The following is a 22,070-nucleotide window of genomic DNA, read 5'->3' on the forward strand; positions in this document are numbered from 1 at the left end:
TCCTAGCCCTTGTCCATAGCGTCGAGTGTCGCCGCCAGACGTTTGTCTTCGTTAAAGTACCGGGCGCGATCCCAAAAGTGCGGGCGACCGATGCCGGTCGATACGTGGCGGCCGACAATACGGCCGTTGGCATCTTCCCCTTCGATTTCGTAGCGCATCAGATCCTGCGTGATGATGACGTCGCCTTCCATACCGATCACCTCCGTGATGTGGGTGATGCGGCGCGAGCCATCGCGCAGACGCGCCGCCTGGATGATGACGTCAATGGATCCGGAAATGATCTCGCGGACTGTCTTGGCCGGCAGCGTATAGCCACCCATGGCAATCATCGATTCCATTCGGGCGAGGCATTCGCGTGGCGTATTGGCGTGGATCGTCCCCATGGAACCGTCATGGCCAGTGTTCATCGCCTGCAGCAGGTCGAACACCTCAGGTCCGCGCACTTCGCCGACGATGATGCGTTCGGGCCGCATGCGCAGGCAGTTCTTGATGAGATCCCGCATGGTGATCTCACCCTCGCCTTCGATGTTCGGCGGACGGGTTTCGAGGCGCACGACATGCGGTTGCTGCAGTTGCAGTTCGGCGGTGTCTTCGCAGGTAATCACCCGCTCGTCGAGGTCGATGAAGCCGGTCAGGCAGTTCAGAAGCGTCGTCTTGCCCGAACCGGTGCCGCCAGAGATGACGATGTTGCAGCGGACGCGGCCGATGATCTGAAGAAGGACAGCGCCTTCGGGCGTAATCGCGCCGAATTTCACCAGCTGATCGAGCTTCAGCTTGTCCTTCTTGAATTTGCGGATCGTCAGTGCGGTTCCGTCGATGGCGAGCGGCGGCGCAATGACGTTGACGCGTGAGCCGTCGGGAAGACGCGCGTCGCAGATAGGGCTGGATTCGTCGACGCGCCGCCCCACCTGTCCGACGATCCGCTGGCAAATCGACAGTAGCTGGGCATTGTCACGGAACCGAACTTCGGATTCGATGGTCTTGCCGCCAACTTCGATGAAGGTCTGACCGGCACCATTGACCATGATATCGGCAATGTCGTCGCGCGCGAGCAGCGGCTCCAACGGCCCGTATCCAAGAACGTCGTTGCAGATATCGTCGAGCAGTTCCTCCTGCTCGGAGATCGACATCGCGAAATTCTTGATCGTGATGATGTCATTGACGATATCGCGAATTTCTTCGCGTGCGCTCTCCGTATCCAGCTTGGCCAGTTGCGACAGATCGATCGTATCGATCAGCGCCGAAAAAACCTGCGATTTCGTATCGTAGTAGTCCTCGTTGCGGGCGGGTCGCCTTCTTTGTGCCGGCGCTGGCGATTGCGGACGCGACGGGGGCGCTTGAGCATCGGCAAGCACCGGCACGTGGGCGCGCTCAATGACGGCCGATTGCGTGGCAGGGACGATCGGCGGCATCGCAGCACCTGTCGTGCCGCCCTTGCCGAAGCCTTCGTTTCCGCGTTTGCCGAACATGTTCCTGATCCGTCCGTTCTAGAGCGGTTCCGTCTTAACCGGAGTCTTCGAAACGCTCTATCTCTTTGTTTTTTCACATTTCCTGGCGGAAAACCGCTCCGCACTTTTCCTGGAAATGCTCTATGCGTCGTCTATTTCTTGCCGAGCGCCGCTAGCACCTTGCCGAGGCCGCCGCGTCGCGCCTTCTTCATCGACGCACGGCCGGTCAGCAGGTGCGCAAGCTGGGAGAAGGTTTCGGCGGCTGCCGACTTCTTGTCGATCTCAGCAATCATGCGGCCGCTGTTCGACGCATTGCCGAAGAGAACGGCATCGAACGGGATGATGGCCGCCGCTTCGATTTCCAGCGACTCGCAGAATTCGCTCACGGCAATCTCCGGACGTTTCGGCATGCCCACCTGATTCAAGATGAGATGAGGCTGCTTGTCGTTCGGCCGAAGCTTCTTCAAGGCATCGAGCAGGTTCTTCGTATTGCGAAGACTTGCGAGATCCGGCACCGCGGTGATCACAACCTCATCGCCTTCGCCGAGAACCGAGCGCGTCCATTCCGTCCACATATGCGGGATATCAAGTACCGTGACGGGCGCGCTGCGTTGCAGGATCTCGAGGATCGGATGAAAGGCGCCGCCCTCGAAGTCATAGGCTCGATCCAGCATCGACGGCGCTGCCAGCAGCGAAAGATGCTCGGAGCATTTGGTCAGAAGACGATCGAGAAAGACCTCGTCGAGCCTCTCCGGTGCGAAAACCGCCTCGGATATGCCCTGTGGGGGGTCTTGATCGAAATCGATATTGGCCGTGCCGTAGGGCAGGTCGAGATCGGCAAGAATGGTCTCCGTCGAAAACAGATTGGAGATGCCCCAGGCGCAATTGTGCGCGACGGTCGAAGAACCGCTGCCGCCCTTGGCGCCGATAAAAGCCAGGCTGCGCCCCAGGGGCTCGGCATCGGGATCAACGAAAATCGATGCGACCGCCGACAAGATATCCGGCATCGCCACGGGGGCGACCATATACTCGGAAATGCCGTTGCGGATGAGATCGCGATAAAGGGCGATATCGTTGTATTTGCCGACAAGAACGACCTTGGTGCTCGGGTCGCAGACCGCGGCCAACGGCGCGAGTTCGTTTAGCAGCGACCGGGGTTCCGTCGACGTTTCCAGGATGATGAGATTCGGCGTCGACACCGTCGCAAACATGTTTGCCGCAGCATCGATGCCACCGCTGTTGATGCGTAGGCTGACCTTCGCCATACGGCGATCCTGCCCGCAACGCTCCATCAGCCGCTGCATCGCCTCGCTTTCGCAAAACGCATGGATCGAGATGCGCGGCAGCGGACGAACCTGCTCAAGGTCGCCCGGTTGCACCGTATCGAAGGCAAGGTCACCCAACGCGGCACCTGTTTCGATCCTGTAGTCAATGGTGCTCATCTGCTGATCCCAACGATATCAATTAAAGATGATGACGGGTCCGTCACTCTTTTCGGTTCCGCGCCAATCCTTGATGACCTGACCGCGCTGCTCCGCATCGATCGGCGACATCTGGCGCGGGCCGAGCAGATCGGTCGGATTGGAGATCTGGGCCGCCAGATTGGACTGCGACGCGCAGCCGAAGTTATAGTAGTTGCGGTTCTGGATCGTGTTGAGCGCAACGTCCTCGGGCCACTCGCCACAGGGACCGGTCTGGGCAGTGATCGCCACATAGCTCAAGCGAACCGGGGCAGCGTCTCCCATCGGACCAGCTTCGTAACCCGTCTCGATCAGCCGCTTCGCGGGGACGCCGGCGGCAACGAGAACGCCACGGATCTCCTTGCGCATGGCCTGCACGGCATGGCTGTTTGCCGAGCCGCGCGGCAGCATGATCTGAACGACACCGGTCGATGAATTGCGATACTCGGCGGCAAAACCGCTGATGACGTCGCGCGTGCCTTGCGTCAGCCGTCGGTCGCCCGAGGCGATGGGGATATCGATCGTACGCTCGCCCTCGGCAAGCACGATCGGATGCCGGGTGCGATAATCATCGGGGATAGAGCCCGTCGAAAGATTGTCCTTGGCGCCGCAGCCGACAAGCAGCCCGGCTGCAACGAGGAAGATTGCAGCGCGCCGCAAGTGACGAACGGAAAGTCCGGGTCTGTTGAGGGACATGGCACTCGGCCTTTCAGAATTCTCGTTGAAGCTGCTTCGCGTTTGCATGACCCAGCCTATTTGTAGATGAAGCCAACATTGCCATGGTACTGGCCCACCGGTGCGGATGCTTCCGGGCGCCCGTAGATGCGGTTCACGCGACCAAGGAAGAAGCTGTCGAGATCATTGGCGGGGTTGAAATTGTCGTCGGGCCTCGAGATCGCGCTTCTGGCAACCGGACGCACGAGGTAGGGCGTCGCGATGATGACGAGTTCGGTCTCGTTGCGGACGAAGTCTTTGCTGCGGAACAGCGTTCCAAGGATCGGGATCTTCGATGCTCCAGGCATGCCCGACATCGCCTGACGGATATTGTCCTGCACGAGACCGGCGATGACGATCGAACCGCCCGAGGGCAGTTCGACGCTGGTGGATGCTTCACGTTTGCGGATGCCGAGGAAGGTCTGACCGGGAATGGAGGTCAAGCCGTTACCGGTGACGACCGAACCCTCATAGGTCGGTTCGGAAACGTTGGTCTCGATCTGCAGGCTGATGCGGCCCGGCCCCAGGACGACCGGCTTGAAGTTCAAGCGAATTCCGTATTCGACGTCGTTGACCTCACGCGTAACCGTTGGGTCGCCGGTTTCGTCGTCGATCTTGACTTCCTGGTTGCCGGCAAGGCGAAATTCCCCGCCGACATAGAATTTTGCCTCTTGTCCGGAAATCGCCGTCAGGCTGGGTTCGGCCAGCGTGCGCATGACGCCGGCTTGCTCCATCGCGTTGATGTAGCTCGAGATCGTCGTGCCGCCGATAGATCCCTTGATCAGCGCATTGGCGCCGACGCTGATCGCATCGCCAAGATTTGCGGGATTGCGGAAGCCGATGCCGCTCTCGCCGTCTCCAACACGTCCGTTGAAGCCCAATTGCTTCAAGACCTGGCGGCTGACTTCTGCGACCGTCACCTTTAGCGTGACCTGATCGTCGCCATCGATGGTCAACAGGTTGACGATCTGCGAGACCTGCCGGTCTTCCGCAAAGATGTCGGCGTCACCGTTGTTGCCCTGTGCCGTGATGTTGCGTGTCGTCGCTTCACCGCCCTGGAGAAAGGCCTTGGCGAGATCGACGGCTCGCGTCGAATCGAGCGGTGTGCGCACGGTGCCCATCAGAACGATGTTGTCGGAGATGATCTCGACGTTGATTTCGGCATCGGGAATGAAACGGCGCAGGTTTGACTGCAGATTGGCGATGTCGCGCTCAACCTCGACGTCAAGACTGACGATCTCTTCACCGTTCGGCCCGAAGACAAAAATGTTGGTCTGCCCAACCGATTTGCCGAAGAGATAGATACGCCTGGATGTGCGCGTGACAGCATCGGCGAGCGATGGGTCGGCGACGAGAATATCATGGGCATCGGCCGGGAGGTCGACGACGACGGCCTTGTTCAGCCCCAGGTTGACCTTCTTCTTCACCCCAGGCCCACTTTCGACGATCCTGACGACCGACGACGCGGCTGCATGGGCGGACGGGAGCGTTGGCAGCGCCATGCCCGAGAATGTCAGGCAAAACGACAGGCCGGCTGCAACAGACCCCCGAAACTTGTTTCCGCTCGGCTTCACCTTGCGCTCCGCTCGATCGCTCATTGTTGCTGACCTTGGCTGACGGCACCGTCGTTCTTGACGATGGAGCCCGACTTGATGACCTGGATGCTGGGCTGGCCATCACCGCTCAAAAGGTAATCCGCAGCGTTCGTATCGGACTCTTGAGCATCCGCTACGCTGCGAAGGGCGAGCGAAATGCGTTCAGCCATTTGCTGCGCGACGGTCATGACCTTCGATTGATCAGGGGTCAGTTCCAGCGTGGCCGTGGTGCCGACAACGGATTTGGAGCCGTCATCCTTCTCCTCGACCTGCTGGTCTATCGCCAGCACGCGAACGTTGCTGAGCACCGTTTCTGTCAGGTAGACATCGCTGTCCGATTTGCGGACCATGATGACGTCGACGCGGTCATTCGGCAGGATGAAGCCGCCGGCGCCGGTCGCCACGGTAATCTCCGTGGCAACGGCGCGCTTGCCAGCAGGCAAGAGCGACGACATGATTCGGCTGGAGGAGTCGGCGACTTTTTCGCTACGTACAGGTTCGCCATTGAATATGGGCAGGCGAACCACAGCTCCGGTAAGATCTTCGATTGCAGAGGGACGGTTTTCTTCGGTGATGAGCCCGTCGACAACACCGTCTTTGGGCCATGCTATCCAATGGACAGCATCGCCACCCAAACGCGACCCGACGGGCAAGCTCTTGCTCGCAACAAGGACATTGACGGTCGGCGCTCGCTCGATCACCGGCTCCGCCATTTGTGGTGCGGGACCGCGGGTCAGCTTCATCGCCAACAACCCGGCCATCGCCGCCGACGCGACGGCCACCGCCAGTATGATGATGCGAACCGGTTTCATGATTGTTTCTGAGCCCCGAAGATATGCTGGGGTCAGGTTGATCAGGAATTGGTGTAATTATAGTTAATAAGCCGCTCACGAGTATGGTTAATAATTACCTCACGTCCGTCAGTGCACGCGACGATTAACGCGGATCAATATACGGGGTCTAGCCGCCCAGCTGCGCAAGAGTCTTCAACATCAGCGGCGAATCCGGATAGGCGACAAGTCCTCCAGCAGCAATTGCAACGCCATAGGGGATCTTCTTAGCCGTCAGCAGAAGTTGCGGGACGGGGATGCCAATCGCCAGGATCCTACTCTCCTGAGCCCTCAGCAACAGGATGGCCAGGGTCAGAAGGCCTCCGAAGAAAGACACATAGATGAGGAACGCAACCAGCGAGCTGGTAAGGCCGAACCATATGGCGCCGGCGGTGAGAAGCTTGGCATCGCCGCCGCCCATGACATTGAGCGCGAAGAGCACAAAGCAGACGGCAAAAACCACCGCGGCGCCGGCAACATGAAGCCCGATCTCGGTGAGACCAAGGCCTGATACTGGTGCAACCAGAAAGAACGCCAGCAGAAGAATGACCGAAACCCGATTCGGAATCGTCATTGTGAACAAGTCCGAGAACGCGGCGAAAGCCAAACAGAAGGGGAAAACAACAAAGATCGCGGCTTCTGTCATTGCACCATCCTAGACTTGTACATTCCAACCTCCAGAGGCATTTCGATAGATGATAACTGCCTCCGAATAGAAAAACTGCCCTTGATACAGCAAAGGGCCGCTTCAAACTGAAGCGACCCTTTGCATGCGTCTAGGTCAGGTCGCCTTACGTCGGCATGTTTGTCGTAGCCGTTTCCATGCGGGTTTTAAGGGCCTGAAACAACGCCTCAAGCTGTGTACCCAAAGCAGTCGCGCCGCCGATAAGGGCAACGGAGATCAGAGCTGCGATCAGGCCGTATTCGATGGCGGTTGCGCCGGACTCGTCCTTCATCAGACGGGCAAAAATCTTCTTCATGATGATTCTCCTACTTCACGTTTGTTGTTCAGCACGTCCGCCAACTGTTGCCGTTGATCGGATGGGCTCAACCTAGTCTCGGCGAATTGCTATCGACTTAAGGAAGACAGCTACCAAAAGATTAACGGCCCACCCCTGATTTTTGGGTAAATGAATAGGAAATGTGCCGACTTAGGAAGCACCGCCCTGATTTAACGGTTCATTCACCAAGAGTACCGATGATGGGGGCCAATGCCATCTCAGGGACCTGCCATGATTTTGCCCTTCGCGGCCAACCGGACCGCCACGCTGACACTCGCGATCTTCGGCATGCTTTCACTGATGGCGATGTCGGCGGCGAAGGCGCAGGACGAGATGATGCGCGTCTATATGGACCACGCGCGCGTGCTCAAGCTCGACCGGCCGGTCAGCAAGGTCATCGTCGGCAACGCGGAAGTTGCAGATGCGACCGTGGCCGACGCCCGCACAATCGTCATTACCGGCCGCAGCTTCGGCACCACCAATCTTGTCATCCTCGATCAGGACGGAAACGCCATCGTCGACGAGCAAATTCTCGTGTCGATCGACGAAGCCAACACTCTGCGTGTCTACCGCCAGACATCACGCACCGTGCTCTCCTGTACGCCAAGTTGCGAACGGCATGTGGAGCGCAAAACCGCAAGTGGTGGGAACTGAGCAAACTGCGAGAAACACTGGAAATTCACTAAAATACCCGCGATCATCGCAAACGAAATATCAACAGTTGCTCCCTATTTTGCCTCTCCGTCAGGCGTAACATGATGGGACGGCGCGATGAGCATCGAGCAGGAAACACTGCAGGCCCAAAAAGGCACAAAGCCTCTCAGAGGCATTCTGAGGCGTTTCCGGCGCGATAGAAAAGGCACTGCGAGCATTGAGTTCGCGATACTGGCTCTCCCTTTCTTCATGGTGATTTTCGCCTCCATCGAAACATTCCTCGCCTTCTATGGCGACCAGCTCCTGGCCAACGCTACGGAGACGCTGGCACGCAAGATCCGCACCGGCGAAATCACCTTCAACCGTGGCAAGCCGGCGACGGACATGGACGAGGTCAAGTTTCGCGAGGCATTCTGTAACGAAATCTCCGTTTTGATGACATGCTCGGCGACGGAAGCCGCCCAAGCCTCGAAGCTCTATATCGACGTCAAAAGTGTTACCGATCTCAGCACATTCCCGGTGCTCATCCCGCGAATGGACACCTCGTCGTCTTCGTCGGATCTCAAGACGGCCGACCTGAAGTTTGCGCCGGGCGGACCAGGTTCCTTCAACGTCATGCGCGCGTACTATCGCTGGAGTGTGACGACCGATCTCATCAGGCCGTTTGTGACCAACCTGCGCCCGGCCGGATCCAGCATGCCAAAAGACTATCTCATGGTTTCCACAACCACTTTCCGCACAGAAAACGAGTGAGGCGCGTCGTGAAGAGTTTAACGATGCACTGGATGCCGGCAATCCGCCTGACCTTTGCAAGCCTCCGTTCGCTGCTAAGAGACCGACGCGGTCTCGGTGGCGTCGAATTTGCCATCGTCACGCCGCTGCTGATCATGATTTACGTCGGCGCATTCGAATTATCGCTCGGCTTTACCGTGGCGGGCAAGGCTGCGCGTGCCTCCAGCGCCGTTGCCGATCTGGTTTCTCAGCAAACCGACGTCAACAAGACCTATCTCGGAAACATGTCGAATGTGGTGAAAAGCATCCTCGCCCCGTACGAGGGTTCAAAATACACGCTCAAGATTACCGGCATCAAAGTTGACGCAGCGAACACGGGAACCGTCGTCTGGTCGCGCGACCAAGACGGCGCGGTGCCCTATGCCGTCAACTCGACCACAACCGTTCCAACCCAGTTTACCGCGACCGAGGCCTTTATCGTGCGTACGGAACTGTCCATTGAGCATGAACTGTTGATGTTCGCGCCGAGTCTTGCATCCAGCACGAAGACCGTAAATCTGTCCAAAACCGCGTATTTCCGCTCACGCCAGGCCGAAACCATAAAGTGCTCCGATTGCTGATCGGAGCTTAGTCGGGGCCAATTGCATTGCGGCGTCGCCGGCGGTATTCCTTCGGGATTGCGCTGGCGGCATCTGCTTCCGCGCTCGTTGCAGCACCGGACGGTAGGCTCTGCCTCGCTCCGGCTTACCGGAACTTTCATGGCGCGCGCTTTTCTCTTTGTCCTCGATTCCTTTGGCATAGGCGGAGCGCCGGATGCGGAGACCTATGGCGACCTGGGCGCCGACACGCTTGGCCACATCGCCGAATTCTGTGCGATCGGAGCGGCGGATCGCGCAGGCTTGCGCGAAGGGCCTCTGCACCTTCCCAATATGTCGGCTCTCGGGCTCGTGCATGCGGCGAAATTGGCCACAGGCCGTGTGCCGGCAGGCATGCCGGTCCCGGGTCGGGTCTACGGCGCCTATGGCGCTGCGAGCGAAGTCTCGCGCGGCAAAGACACGCCATCCGGCCATTGGGAGATCGCGGGAACACCCGTCATGTTCGACTGGGGCTATTTCTCGGCCGAAGGCGACGCGTTCCCCGCCGAACTGATCGAAGCGGTCTGCCGCGAGGGCGGCGTTCCCGGCATCCTCGGCAACTGCCATGCCTCCGGTACGGACATCATCGCCCGCCTCGGCGAAGAGCATATGCGGACGGGAAAGCCGATCTGCTACACCTCCTCGGACAGCGTGTTTCAGATTGCGGCGCACGAGCACACCTTCGGGCTGGAGCGCCTGCTGGAATTCTGCCAGATCGTTCGCCGCCTGCTGGACGACTACAATATTGGCCGCGTCATCGCCCGCCCCTTCATCGGCAACAGCCCGCAGACCTTCACCCGCACCGGCAACCGGCGCGACTACTCGGTGCTGCCGCCGGAACCGACGGTCCTCGACCGGCTGGCGCAAGCGGGGCGCACGGTGCATGCGATCGGCAAGATCGGCGATATCTTCGCCCACCAGGGCGTGACGAAGCTGACGAAAGCGGACGGCAACATGGCGCTGTTCGACGCAAGCCTGGCGGCGATCGACGAGGCGGAGGATGGCGACCTCGTCTTCACCAACTTCGTCGATTTCGACATGCTCTTCGGCCACCGCCGCGATGTCGCCGGTTATGCGGCGGCGCTCGAAGCCTTCGACGCACGGTTGCCCGATCTCGACCGCCGCCTGAAGCCCGGCGATATCGTCATCCTGACGGCGGATCACGGCTGCGACCCGACCTGGCGCGGAACGGACCACACGCGCGAGCGCGTGCCGGTGCTGATGTTCGGCCCGGCTGTGCGCAGTCGTTCGCTGGGCGTTGCCAACACCTTTGCGCATATCGGCGAAACGGTCGCCAGACATCTCGGGATCGCACCGGGCCTACATGGGAGAAGCCTCATTTGACCGCACATTTGAAGAAGGCGGAACTGCACTGCCACATCGAGGGCGCGACACCGCCGGAATTGGCGCTGCTGCAGGCTGAGAAATACGGGCTCGACACCCGCGAGATCATCGCCGACCGCGCCTATGTCTGGGCTGACTTTACCAGTTTCGTGAAATGCTACGACAGCGTCGCCTCGCTGTTTCGTACGCAGGAAGACTATGCGCTTCTGGCCGAAGCCTATCTGACGGAACTGGCCGAGGCTGGAACGATCTACAGCGAGATCATCGTTTCACCGGATCACGGCAACACGATCGGGCTCGGCGCCGACGCCTATCTCGAAGGCCTTGCCGTCGGAATGGAAGCCGCCAAGGCAAAGACCGGGATCGAGTCGCGCATGCTGATAACCGGCATCCGTCATCTCGGGCCGGATTCGGTCGTCAAGACCGCCGAGTTTGCCGCCAGGAGGGAGCACGCCCTGGTCACCGGCTTCAATCTGGCGGGCGAGGAGCGCATGCACAGCGTCGCCGATTTTGCCAGGGCATTCGACATCGCCCGCGACGCCGGCCTGAGCTTGACCATTCATGCAGGCGAACTTTCGGGCGCGTTCAGCGTGCGCGATGCGCTCGACCACGTCCGGCCGTCGCGCATCAGCCACGGCGTGCGCGCGGTCGAAGACGCAGATCTCGTCAAGCGGCTCGCCGACGAAGGTGTCGTTCTGGAGGTCTGCCCCGGATCCAACATTTCCCTGCAGGTCTTCCCGGATTTCGCCTCGCACCCCTTACGGGCGCTGCACGGGGCCGGGGTGCGGGTGACGCTCAATTCCGACGATCCGCCCTTCTTCCACACCTCGCTTGCCCAGGAATACGACATCGCCTCTTCGGTGATGGGATTCGGGGATGATGACATCAATAGGATGACCAGGACGGCAATCGAAGCCGCTTTCGTCGACGAAGCGACGCGCCAGCGGTTGCTTGCTCTTATCTAACCGAACTGCGCTTATCCCCTTGAGCGGAAGAGCGCGGCTGGGGATGAACGCAGCGATCCGCCCAACGCCCTTGCGGCCGCGGCGCATTCCATGGAAAAAGGGCGGATACATAAACTTCCGGGAAGGTGGCCATGGACGGCGTTACAGTGATCGATCATCCGCTTGTGCAACACAAGCTGACCATCATGCGCAAGAAGGAAACCTCGACCGCGGGTTTTCGGCGGCTGCTTCGGGAAATCTCGACGCTGCTCTGCTACGAGGTGACACGCGATCTGGAACTGACGATGGAGCGCATCGAGACGCCGATGCAGGAGATCGACGCGCCGGTGCTCGAAGGCAAGAAGCTTGTCTTCGCTTCGATCCTACGCGCCGGCAACGGTCTGCTTGAAGGCATGCTCGAACTGGTGCCATCGGCGCGCGTCTCCCATATCGGCGTCTATCGCGACCACGAGACGCTGAAGCCGGTGGAGTATTATTTCAAGGCGCCAGAGAGCCTGTCCGAGCGCCTGATCATCGTCGTCGATCCGATGCTTGCCACCGGCAATTCCTCGATCGCGGCGATCGACAAGCTGAAGGAACGCGGCGCCAAGAATATGCGCTTCCTCTGCCTGCTCGCAGCACCGGAAGGCATCCGCAACTTCCAGGCCGCCCACCCGGATGTGCCGATCTTCACCGCGTCGATCGACAGCCACCTGAACGAACAAGGCTACATCATGCCCGGGCTTGGCGATGCCGGCGACCGCATGTACGGAACGAAGTGATTTTCCATTTCTTAACCAGAGCGCAAAATTGATGAAAAACCGCCGGCAAACCGGCGGTTTTTTTGTGCCGCATTAGCCATCCCCTGCTCTACTGGACTTCATCGGCGCGGGTGTCCGCGACCCGATGCGCGGGAGGTCAGGCCATGTTCGTCCGTCTGCTGACATTTGCCGGCGGCATCGCCGTTGCTGCCCTGGTCATACCTGACCTTGCGAGCTCCTATCTCTCGGGCGCTGAGACTGCCGCCACGGGCAAACCTGCGGCAAACAGCTCTGTTCCGGCAACGACGGCGAAATACGCTTCGGGAAAAGGCGTGGTGCTCGAGGCCGACCGCTCGGGCCATTTCTTCGGAGCCTTTCGTATCAACGGCCGAGCCGAACGCGGCATGATCGATACCGGCGCCAGCACCATCGCGATCAATGTCTCGACCGCACGCAGGCTCGGCCTTTCGGCGGGAGCGCTCACATTCAACGCCCGCGTTCGAACGGCCAATGGTGATGTCGATGCAGCCCGGGCCAAACTGACGCGGGTCGAAATCGGCGGCATATCGTTGCGCGACGTCGATGCCCTGGTTCTGCCCGACAAGGCGCTTTCCGGAATGCTCGTCGGCATGAGCTTCCTCGGTCGACTATCGTCCTACCACGTCGAGAATGGCGCGCTGCACCTGGTCAAATGACTCTTGAGAGGATCGGCGAGCGCGCCTCAGGTTGCGCGTCGGCTATCGTGTAGAGCGCCATGAGCTCTTGCCGCGTACGTTCGCCCGTATTCCCGTCCGCTGCATGGACGAAGGCGATCGGCTCGCCTTTGACAACCCGCGTTCCCAATGGTTTCAGCTCGGCGAAACCGACCCGATGATCGATCCTGTTGTTCGGATGCGTCCGCCCGCCCCCCAGGGCGATGACGGCCATGCCGAGCTCACGGGTCCGGCAACATTGCAGATAGCCATCCCTGGCGGCTTCCACCGGCCGCACAACGGGAGCAGGCACGAGGTACTGTCCGGGACGCTCGACGAAATCAGCGGGGCCGCCGAGCGCGTGAACCATCCTGGCGAAACGCTCGAGTGCCGCGCCTTTTTCAAGCGCAGTGCGGGCCAATGCTTCGCCGGCTACCGGATCCACCGCCACACCGGCGGCGACGAGCATCTCTGCGGCGAAAGCCAGGACCACGGTTTCAAGGCGGGTACCGCTCTTCTCGCCCTTGAGAAAGGCAACGCAGTTCCAGATTTCCAGCGCGTTCCCGGCCGCATCGGCCAGGGGCTCGTTCATATCTGTCAGAAGTGCAGACGTGCGCACGCCAGCGCCATTGGCGACATCGACCAGCGACCGGGCCAGCACCTCGGCCTCACCGGCATCGCTCATGAACGAGCCGTTCCCGACCTTGACGTCGAGCACCAGCGACTGCAGGCCGGCGGCAAGTTTCTTCGACAGGATCGAAGCCGTAATCAGCGGAACCGAATCGACTGTCGCGGTGACGTCGCGGATGGCATAGAGCCGCTTGTCAGCGGGCGCCAGATTGGCGGTCTGGCCGATAATGGCGCAACCGACTTCGTCGACCGTCTTTCGGAACAGTGCGGCCGACGGCTGAATATCATAGCCAGGTATGGATTCGAGCTTGTCGAGCGTGCCGCCCGTGTGTCCCAATCCCCGTCCCGAGATCATCGGCACGGCCAAGCCGCATGCAGCGACGATCGGGGCGAGCATCAGCGAGACGTTGTCGCCGACACCACCGGTCGAGTGCTTGTCGACAATGGGGCGACCGATGCCGCTCCAGTTGAGTGTTTCGCCCGAATCGCGCATCGCCAGCGTCAGCGCCACCGTCTCGTCGCGGCTCATGCCCGAGAACCAGATCGCCATGGCGAAGGCTGCGACCTGTCCCTCCGAAATCGAGCCTTCGGAAAGACCGCGGACAAAGCTTGCAATATCTGCCGCTTCGAGGCGCTCGCCGTTTCTCTTGCGGCGGATAACTTCTTGGGGAACTACGGTCACGAAACCACCGCGTCCGTGGAGATCATCTCCTTGAGAATGGCCGCCAGGCGCTTACCGCCAACAGGTGCCATGTCCTTGGTTTCATGATGGCTGAGTTCACCACCCGTCATGCCCGCGCCGAAATTGGTGATGACCGAGGCGGCGGCGACCTTTAGACCCATGAAGCGCGCGAGAATGACTTCCGGCACGGTCGACATGCCGACCGCATCCGCCCCGAATACGCGCGCCATACGAATTTCCGCTGGCGTCTCGAAGCTCGGTCCGGAGAACCACATGTAGACGCCATCCTGCAGGGGAATTCCCAGTCGTTCGGCTGCGCCCTGCATGCGCTTGGCGAGCTCTGCGTCGTAGGCACTGGTCATGCCGACAAAGCGATCGTCGCTTTCGACACCGATCAGCGGATTGAAACCGGAAAAATTAATGTGGTCCGAAATCCGCATCACAGACCCCGGCGGCAGATCTTCCCTGAGCGAGCCGGCGGAGTTGGTGAGCACCAGATTTTCGACGCCGAGGTCCTTCAACGTCTGCAACGGCACACGCATCGCGTTGGCGTCGCCGCTCTCGTAATAATGCACCCGGCCGGACAGCATCACGACCGGGACTTCGCCAAGCAAACCGGCGACGAGCTCGCCGGCATGGCCGGAAACGCTGCTGACGGGGAAGCCAGGGATGTCGGCGTAGGAAATGCGCGTTGCGCCACTCACCGCCTCGACCAGCGTCCCAAGTCCTGAACCAAGAACAATACCGTAGCGCGGGGACAGACTTCCGAGCCTGCCCTCCAAGAATTCCGCAGCGCTGCTCATCCGAGAATCTCGGTCTCGAAGCTATGCGGCAACAGATCCGACAGAGCCAGTGTCTTCTTCACGCCCGTCTCGTCGCAGAGATAGATGCGCGTGCTGGCGCCGGAAAACTCCGCAAGCCGCTGCCGGCACCCACCGCAAGGCGGGCAGAGCGCCAGCTTCTCGGCGATCACGGCAACTTCCATGATCTTGCGCTGACCGGCCATGACCATGTGGCTGATGGCCGTGGTCTCGGCGCACCAACCCTCCGGGAAGGACAGGTTCTCAATGTTTGCGCCGGTGTAGATATGGCCGTCTTCCGCACGGATGGCGGCGCCCACCGGAAACTTGGAATAGGGCGCGTGCGCCTTGGCCATTGCCTCGCGCGCAGCCTCGAAGAGTTCGTTTTCCATCGCCTACCGCTCCTTCACATAGGGGACACCGCCGGCTTTCGGCGGGATGGCCTTGCCGATGAAGCCGGCAAGCAAGATGACGGTGAGAATATAAGGCAATGCCTGCATCAGTTGTACAGGCACCTGGCCGATCAGCGGCAGGGGGTTGCCCTGCAGGCGGATCGCAAACGCGTCGAGGAAGCCGAAGAGCAGGCAGGCAAGCATAATGTTGAACGGCCGCCATTTGGCAAAGATCAGCGCTGCAAGCGCAATGTAGCCCTTACCGGCGGTCATGCCCTTGACGAAGCCGGCGGTCATCGCCAGCGACAGGTAGGCGCCGGCAAAGCCACACAGGATGCCGCAGCAGATGACGGCGCGGTACCGCATCCAGATCACCGAAATGCCGGCGGTGTCGACGGCACCCGGATTCTCCCCGACGGCGCGCAGCCGCAAACCGAAGCGGGTGCGGTAAAGGATCCACCAGCTGAGCGGCACCATGACGAAGGCGACATAGGTCAGGATGAAGTGCCCGGAGAGCAGATCGGCATAGATCGGCCCGATGAACGGAACGTCGCGAATGGTGTCCGCGAAGGGGAAGTTGATCGTCTGGAACCGGGCCCCTTCGGCCAGCGCCGGCGTGCGCCCGCCCTGACGGAACCAGGCCTCGCCGAGGATGACGGTAGAACCGGCGACGATGAAATTGATGGCAACGCCTGAGACGATCTGATTGCCACGCTGGGTGATCGACGCGTAGCCGTGAACCAGCGACAGGGCAATCGAGATGAGGATGGCGGCGAGCAGCCCCAGCCACACGGACTGGGTGATGGCGGCAACCGCGCCGGCCGCAAAGGCAGCGCCCAGCATTTTTCCTTCAAGACCGATATCGAAGATACCGGCGCGTTCGGTGAACAGCCCGGCAAGGGCTGCAAAGATCAGGGGAACTGAGACGCGGATGGTGGACTCGAGGAGCACCACGATGACGTGGAAGAAATCCATGGCTTCAAGCTCCCTTGGTCTGGGCAACGACCGCGGCGCGCCGGCTGGATGTGGAAAACAACCGGGTGATCGCCGGCCGGAACATGTTTTCAAGGGCACCGGCGAACAGAATGACCAGGCCCTGGATGATGACGATCATGTCGCGCGAGATCGACGGCATTTCGAACGAGATCTCGGCGCCGCCCTGGTAGAGCACGCCGAAGAGAACAGCCGCCGGGATGATGCCGGCCGGATGCGAACGGCCCATGAGGGCAACGGCGATGCCGACGAAGCCTGCACCCTGAACGAAATCGAGCTGCATGCGGCCCTGCTCGCCCATGATCGGGTTAAGCGCCATCATGCCGGCCAGTGCGCCCGAGATCATCATGGTGATGACGGTGAGGCGGCTCTCGCTCATGCCGGCATAACGCGCGGCCGAAGGGCTGTGGCCCATGGTGCGCATCTCGTAGCCGAGCTTGGTTCGCCAGATCAGGAGCCAGACACAGAAGGCGGCGACAAGCGCCAGCAGGAACGAGACGTTGAACGGTGCCGTACCGATATCGAGCCCGAAGATCGACAGCAGCCAATCGAGCTTGGGCAGCTGGCCGCCCTCGGCAAAGGTGCGCGTCTGCGGCGACATCGAGCCGAGCGGCTTCAACACCCGGGTCAGGAGATAGACCATCAGGCTCGAGGCGATGAAATTGAACATGATCGTGGTGATGACGATGTGGCTGCCGCGCTTGGCCTGCAGCCAGCCGGGCAGAAACGCCCAGGCGGCGCCGAAGGCGGCCGAACCGATGATCGCCAGCGGGAAAACCACGAACCACGGCATCGTCTGGTCGAGCCAGAGGCACGCGAGAGCGACCCCGATGCCGCCGACATAGGCCTGTCCCTCGCCGCCGATGTTGAAAAGCCCGGCATGGAACGCGACCGCGACCGCAAGGCCGGTGAAGATGAAGGTGGTGGCGTAATAGAGCGTGAAGCCGATATATTCGCCGCGACCGAAGGCACCGTTGATCAGGTGATAGGCCGCCTCGAACGGGTTTTCGCCGACGAGCAGAACGACAAGGCCGGCAACAAGAAACGCGACGGCGAGATTAACCAGCGGGACGAGCCCGTATTCGACCCAGCCCGGGAGTTTTGCATAGGGATTGCTCATTCTGCGGCCTCCTTGCGGCCTTCGACGCCGGCCATCAGTAGGCCCAGCTCGCCCTCGGTCGCGTCGGGATCGCGCTCGCCGACGACACGGCCGGCAAACATGACCAGGATACGGTCCGACAGGGCGCGGATTTCATCGAGTTCGACGGAAACAAGCAGGACAGCCTTGCCCTGGTCGCGCATCTCGATGATCCGTTTGTGGATGAATTCGATGGCGCCGACATCGACGCCGCGGGTGGGCTGGCCGATGATCAGCACATCCGGTCCACGCTCCATCTCGCGGGCGAGAACGATCTTCTGCTGATTGCCGCCGGAGAAATTCGCGGTCTTCAGCCGGGCGTTCGGCGGACGGATGTCGTATTCGGCGATCTTCTGCTCGGCGTCCTTGCGGATGGCATCGACGTCCAGGAACACGCCATTGAGATAGCGCTTGTCGTGGTGGTAGCCGAGGATGGCATTTTCGCATTCCTCGAATTTCAGTACCAGGCCAACGTGGTGACGGTCTTCCGGCACGTGGGCGAGACCGCGGTCGCGCAGCTCCTTCGGGTCGACATGGCCGGTGACGTTGATCGCCTTGCCGTTGAGCTGCACCTCGCCGGAAACGGCACGGCGGATACCCGAGATCGCCTCCAGCAGTTCCGACTGGCCATTGCCGGCGACGCCGGCAATGCCAACAATCTCGCCGGCGCGCAGGTTGAACGTGACATTGTCGACCATGGTGACGCCGCGGCCGTCCTTGACGGTCAGACCATTGACGGAAAGCTTGACGTCGCCGGGCTTCGCCTCGCCCTTTTCGACACGCAGCAGCACGCGGCGGCCGACCATCAGTTCGGCGAGTTCCTCGACCGAGGTTTCCGCCGTCGTGCGCGTCGCCACCATCTCGCCGCGCCGCATCACCGAAACCTCGTCGGTGATCGCCATGATTTCCCGCAGCTTATGGGTAATGAGAATGATGGTCTTGCCCTGGCTCTTCAGCTGTTCGAGAACGCGGAAGAGATGATCGGCCTCGGCCGGCGTCAACACGCCGGTGGGCTCGTCAAGAATGAGGATATCGGCACGGCGATAGAGCGCCTTGAGGATCTCGACGCGCTGCTGCAGACCGACAGGCAATTCCTCGATAACCGCGTCCGGATTGACCTCGAGCGCGTACTCGCGCTCCAGCCGCTTCAGTTCGACGCGCGCCTTGGCAATGCCCTTGTTGAGGATCTGGCTCTCTTCCGCGCCGAGCATGACATTCTCGAGAACGGTAAAGTTCTCGACCAGCATGAAATGCTGGTGCACCATGCCGATGCCGGCGGCGATCGCCGCGTTCGGATCCCGGATCGAGACCTGCTTGCCATCCACGTGGATCTCGCCGCTGTCGGCCTGGTAAAAGCCGTACAGGATCGACATCAGGGTCGATTTTCCCGCACCGTTTTCACCGATGACGCCGTGGATCGTACCCTTGCGGACTTTCAGATTGATATTCTTGTTGGCGTGAACCGGACCGAAGCTCTTGTCGATCCCACGCAGTTCGATGGCAATACTGTCCATATTGGCCTTGCGATCCCCAAACTGGCCCGCTTCGGTCTTCTTCCCAGAAACCGTGCCGGCGATTTTTTTACCATTTGGTATAAGTTTATCATCGATTTCCCGGCACGGAAGCCCTCAATCGAGATCTCCTTATACTCTCACCGGATCGCTGATGAGAGTCCAGCGTGAATATACACAGGCAGATCGACCTTGATCGCAACAAAAAACCGGCGGCATTCGATGCCGCCGGTTCCTCTTTATGCTTTTTGCTTCAGGCCATTTTGACGGGCCGCAACAGGCGCAGCGCGTTCATGGTCACAAGCACCGTGGCACCAGTATCGGCCAGAATGGCGGGCCACAGACCGGTGATTCCCGCAATCGTGGTGACGAGGAAAACAGCCTTCAGGCCAAGCGCAATAGTGATATTCTGGAAGATGTTTCGCATTGTAGAGCGGGAAAGCCGGACCATTGCAGCGACATCGCCAACCCTGCCATGCAGCACCGCCGCGTCGGCCGTCTCCAACGCCACGTCCGTTCCGCCGCCCATGGCAATGCCGACATCGGCCGCAGCCAGCGCCGGCGCATCATTGATGCCGTCTCCGATCTTGGCAACATTGAAGCCGGATTTCTTCAATTCACCGACGATGCGCTGCTTGTCCTCAGGCAGCAATTCGGCGCGCACCTCCATGCCGAACTGACGGCCGATCGCCTCCGCCGTGCGGCGGTTGTCGCCGGTCAGCATGACCACATGAATGCCGGCGTCGGTCAGCGCCTTGACGCCAGCCGCGGCATCCGGACGCGGCTCATCGCGCATGGCGATGGCACCGATGATCTCGTTGCCGGAGATCAACACCGAAACTGTCTTGCCCTCGTCGTTCAGCGCCGCAATGCGCGCCTTCTGCTCCGGCGACATCGGCACGCGGTCATTCACCGCCTGCGGCGAGCCGAGGAACAGGACGGCGGTACCGACAATACCCTCGAGCCCCTTGCCGCCTATAGCCTTCACAGTCGTGATACCCGGGATCGAAAGCATCCGTTCGTCGGCGCGCTGCAGGATTGCCCGCGCCAGCGGGTGGCTCGATCCCTGCTCAAGGGCTGCGGCCAAGCCGAGCACCTCGTTCTCGGGGCCGCCGAAGCCGACGATATCGGTCACCCGCGGTTTGCCTTCGGTCAGCGTGCCTGTCTTGTCGAATGCGGCAGCGGTGATCTTGCCGACATTTTCAAGCACGGCGCCGCCCTTCAAAAGCAGGCCGCGGCGCGCGCCGGCCGAAAGGCTGGCGGCGATCGCTGCCGGTGTCGAAATCACCAGCGCACAGGGGCAACCGATCAGCAGGATTGCCAGCCCCTTGTAGACCCACTCGCTCCAATCGCCCCCACCCAGAAGCGGCGGCAGGATCGCGACCAGGGCCGCGACAACAACGACGGCCGGCGTATAGTACCGCGAGAAGCGGTCGATGAAGCGTTCGGTCGGCGCCTTGCTCTCCTGCGCCTCCTCGACGAGCCGCACGATGCGGGCAATGGTATTATCTGAGGCGGCAGCCGTGACGCGCACGCGCAAAGCTCCGTCGCCATTCACCGTTCCGGCGACGAGCGCATCGTCCACCGCCTTGTGCACCGGGGTGCTTTCGCCCGTGACCGGCGCCTCGTCGACGGCGCTTTCGCCTGAGAGAATGATGCCATCGGCCGGCACGCGGTCACCTGGACGGACCAAAATGACGGCGCCGACCGCCAGGCTGTCGGCGGATACCTCATCAACCCGGCCGTCGCGCTCGAGATAGGCCGATTTTGGCACGAGCGCCGTTAGCGATTGAATGCTGGCCCGCGCCTTGCCGGCGGCAACGCCTTCGAGCAGCTCGCCGACGAGAAAGAGCAGCACGACCATTGCCGCTTCCTCGGTCGCGCCGATGAAGACGGCGCCGACTGCGGCAATCGTCATCAGCATTTCGATCGAGAACGGCGTGCCGGAGGTTGCCGCTGCGAAAGCGCGCTGCGCGATCGGCAACAGTCCGACCAGCATGGCAAGCGTGAAGATCCAGGGTTCGGTCGCCGGAACAAGATGGCCAAGACCATAGGCGGCGGCGAGCGCCAGACCGCAGGCGATCGTTAGCCGGCCCTTGCCGGATCGCCACCACGGGCCGTTCGTCGGCCCATGATCATGAGCATGTGAACTCGGCTGCTGCGACATGGCTGACGGGCCAGCCTTATGGCTGTGCGAGTGGTCATGGCCGTCGTTATGCGTGTGCTTGTCATGGCCATGCCCATGCGTATGATCGTGATCGTGATCGTGATCGTGCGAATGATCATGATCGTGATCACCCGAGCAAGTATGCACAGGGACAACCGCGGGCTTCTGGTGGGCAGCGATTGGATGCAGCCGGTAGCCGAGCTTTCCGACCTTGCTGACGATATTCGCGGCTAGATCGCCGTCGTCGGCATGCTTTACCGACATCGTGCCCGCGGCAACGGAAACCGAGACATCTTCAACGCCAGGCATGCGCCTGACGGCGGTGTCGATCTTCGAAGCGCAGGACGCACAATCCATGCCCTCGACCCGATAGCGGTTTTCGCGAATACTGCCTGCCATGACCTGCTCCTTGCCTATGTTGACGCAAGGCTACGACCTCTAGCGACTAGAGCTGCAAGGCCAAATTGCACGAACCAGTGAAGTTTTTCGCCGACTGAGGGCCGATTGCTCATCGAGTACAATTTTCTGGAAACCGCCCTTGCCGATAAAGCCAGGTATCTGGAGTCCGGCACGTTTGTGCACCAACGATCCATGCTCTGTTCATTTCCCGCCCGGCTATGCTGCTGCCGCGTCCGGCAACGCCTTCCGCCCGGCCATTGCTTTGTTTTGCCTCAGAACGCCAAAAAGCCCGCTGACATTTCTGTCTAGCGGGCTTTTGCTTTGGTTGCGGTGGCAGGATTTGTGGTTTTCTGTCCCACGGCGTCGGCTTTTGCCTCCTTGCGGGCCGCTGACGAGGCGATCACCTCCTCGGCCTGTTAGGAGTCAAACAAAAAGCCCGCCGGTTTTCACCTAGCGGGCTTTTTTGATTTGGTTGCGGGGGCAGGATTTGAACCTGCGGCCTTCAGGTTATGAGCCTGACGAGCTACCGGGCTGCTCCACCCCGCGCC

General features: G+C 60.9%; 21 protein-coding genes and 1 tRNA gene. 7 read left to right on the forward strand and 15 right to left on the reverse strand.

The window, feature by feature from the left end; genetic code table 11:
- Positions 1–2: 2 nt before the first annotated feature.
- The 7 genes from ABIE33_RS21800 to ABIE33_RS21830 form a co-directional block, all read right to left on the reverse strand.
- Positions 3–1,469 carry a CpaF family protein gene (locus ABIE33_RS21800; protein WP_429129326.1) on the reverse strand — a complete coding sequence of 489 codons (1,467 nt, stop codon included), beginning with the start codon at positions 1,467–1,469 and terminating at the stop codon, positions 3–5.
- Positions 1,470–1,600: 131 nt separating this feature from the next.
- Positions 1,601–2,890 carry an AAA family ATPase gene (locus ABIE33_RS21805; protein WP_429129329.1) on the reverse strand — a complete coding sequence of 430 codons (1,290 nt, stop codon included), beginning with the start codon at positions 2,888–2,890 and terminating at the stop codon, positions 1,601–1,603.
- 18 nt (positions 2,891–2,908) lie between these two features.
- Entirely contained in the window at positions 2,909–3,604 is a 696-nt protein-coding gene (locus tag ABIE33_RS21810) for a CpaD family pilus assembly protein (RefSeq protein WP_429129332.1), read from the reverse strand.
- 56 nt (positions 3,605–3,660) lie between these two features.
- Positions 3,661–5,196 (reverse strand): type II and III secretion system protein family protein, encoded by a 1,536-nt coding sequence (locus ABIE33_RS21815; protein WP_429129390.1) that lies wholly within the window; start codon positions 5,194–5,196, stop codon positions 3,661–3,663.
- 20 nt (positions 5,197–5,216) lie between these two features.
- Entirely contained in the window at positions 5,217–6,029 is an 813-nt protein-coding gene (gene cpaB, locus ABIE33_RS21820) for a Flp pilus assembly protein CpaB (RefSeq protein WP_429129335.1), read from the reverse strand.
- Positions 6,030–6,177: 148 nt separating this feature from the next.
- A complete protein-coding gene (locus tag ABIE33_RS21825; protein WP_429129337.1) occupies positions 6,178–6,693 on the reverse strand; it encodes an A24 family peptidase in 516 nt (171 codons plus the stop codon).
- A gap of 145 nt (positions 6,694–6,838) precedes the next feature.
- On the reverse strand, positions 6,839–7,027 hold the full coding sequence (locus ABIE33_RS21830; RefSeq protein ID WP_429129340.1) for a Flp family type IVb pilin: 189 nt from the start codon (positions 7,025–7,027) through the stop codon (positions 6,839–6,841).
- Positions 7,028–7,279: 252 nt separating this feature from the next.
- On the opposite strand from ABIE33_RS21830, the gene ABIE33_RS21835 reads away from it, so the two are divergent.
- From ABIE33_RS21835 to ABIE33_RS21865, 7 genes are all read left to right on the forward strand, one after another.
- Positions 7,280–7,702, forward strand: a complete 423-nt coding sequence (locus ABIE33_RS21835) for a pilus assembly protein N-terminal domain-containing protein (RefSeq protein WP_429129343.1) — start codon at positions 7,280–7,282, stop codon at positions 7,700–7,702.
- A 117-nt stretch (positions 7,703–7,819) separates the two neighbouring features.
- Positions 7,820–8,455: a TadE/TadG family type IV pilus assembly protein gene (locus ABIE33_RS21840; protein ID WP_429129346.1), complete on the forward strand. Its 636-nt coding sequence runs from the start codon at positions 7,820–7,822 to the stop codon at positions 8,453–8,455.
- Positions 8,456–8,487: 32 nt separating this feature from the next.
- Positions 8,488–9,054, forward strand: coding sequence for a TadE/TadG family type IV pilus assembly protein (locus tag ABIE33_RS21845; RefSeq protein WP_429129392.1), 567 nt, complete (start codon positions 8,488–8,490; stop codon positions 9,052–9,054).
- 138 nt (positions 9,055–9,192) lie between these two features.
- Entirely contained in the window at positions 9,193–10,413 is a 1,221-nt protein-coding gene (locus ABIE33_RS21850; RefSeq protein ID WP_429129349.1) for a phosphopentomutase, read from the forward strand.
- Positions 10,410–11,378 (forward strand): adenosine deaminase, encoded by a 969-nt coding sequence (locus ABIE33_RS21855; RefSeq protein ID WP_429129352.1) that lies wholly within the window; start codon positions 10,410–10,412, stop codon positions 11,376–11,378. Before ABIE33_RS21850 ends, ABIE33_RS21855 begins: the two co-directional genes overlap by 4 nt.
- 131 nt (positions 11,379–11,509) lie before the next feature.
- A complete protein-coding gene (upp, locus tag ABIE33_RS21860) occupies positions 11,510–12,139 on the forward strand; it encodes a uracil phosphoribosyltransferase (RefSeq protein WP_429129354.1) in 630 nt (209 codons plus the stop codon).
- A gap of 143 nt (positions 12,140–12,282) precedes the next feature.
- Complete coding sequence (locus tag ABIE33_RS21865) at positions 12,283–12,813, forward strand: retropepsin-like aspartic protease family protein (protein WP_429129357.1); 531 nt, start codon at positions 12,283–12,285, stop codon at positions 12,811–12,813.
- On the opposite strand, the gene deoA is transcribed toward ABIE33_RS21865, so the two are convergent.
- The 8 genes from deoA to ABIE33_RS21905 form a co-directional block, all read right to left on the reverse strand.
- Positions 12,806–14,122 (reverse strand): thymidine phosphorylase, encoded by a 1,317-nt coding sequence (gene deoA, locus ABIE33_RS21870; protein WP_429129360.1) that lies wholly within the window; start codon positions 14,120–14,122, stop codon positions 12,806–12,808. The two genes, ABIE33_RS21865 and deoA, sit on opposite strands and share 8 nt — an antisense overlap.
- Positions 14,119–14,925: a purine-nucleoside phosphorylase gene (locus ABIE33_RS21875; protein WP_429129363.1), complete on the reverse strand. Its 807-nt coding sequence runs from the start codon at positions 14,923–14,925 to the stop codon at positions 14,119–14,121. The genes deoA and ABIE33_RS21875 overlap by 4 nt, the downstream gene beginning before the upstream one ends.
- On the reverse strand, positions 14,922–15,314 hold the full coding sequence (locus tag ABIE33_RS21880; RefSeq protein ID WP_025425379.1) for a cytidine deaminase: 393 nt from the start codon (positions 15,312–15,314) through the stop codon (positions 14,922–14,924). The genes ABIE33_RS21875 and ABIE33_RS21880 overlap by 4 nt, the downstream gene beginning before the upstream one ends.
- 3 nt (positions 15,315–15,317) lie before the next feature.
- Positions 15,318–16,289 (reverse strand): ABC transporter permease, encoded by a 972-nt coding sequence (locus ABIE33_RS21885; RefSeq protein WP_429129365.1) that lies wholly within the window; start codon positions 16,287–16,289, stop codon positions 15,318–15,320.
- Positions 16,290–16,293: 4 nt separating this feature from the next.
- A complete protein-coding gene (locus tag ABIE33_RS21890) occupies positions 16,294–17,427 on the reverse strand; it encodes an ABC transporter permease (RefSeq protein ID WP_429129368.1) in 1,134 nt (377 codons plus the stop codon).
- Complete coding sequence (locus tag ABIE33_RS21895; RefSeq protein WP_429129370.1) at positions 17,424–18,959, reverse strand: ABC transporter ATP-binding protein; 1,536 nt, start codon at positions 18,957–18,959, stop codon at positions 17,424–17,426. Before ABIE33_RS21895 ends, ABIE33_RS21890 begins: the two co-directional genes overlap by 4 nt.
- A 250-nt stretch (positions 18,960–19,209) precedes the next feature.
- Entirely contained in the window at positions 19,210–21,522 is a 2,313-nt protein-coding gene (locus ABIE33_RS21900) for a heavy metal translocating P-type ATPase (RefSeq protein ID WP_429129374.1), read from the reverse strand.
- A gap of 469 nt (positions 21,523–21,991) precedes the next feature.
- A tRNA-Met gene (locus ABIE33_RS21905) sits at positions 21,992–22,068 on the reverse strand.
- Positions 22,069–22,070 lie beyond the last annotated feature (2 nt).

The organism is Ensifer sp. 4252 (genome assembly GCF_050434565.1).
In the GTDB taxonomy this organism is placed as follows: Bacteria; Pseudomonadota; Alphaproteobacteria; order Rhizobiales; family Rhizobiaceae; genus Ensifer.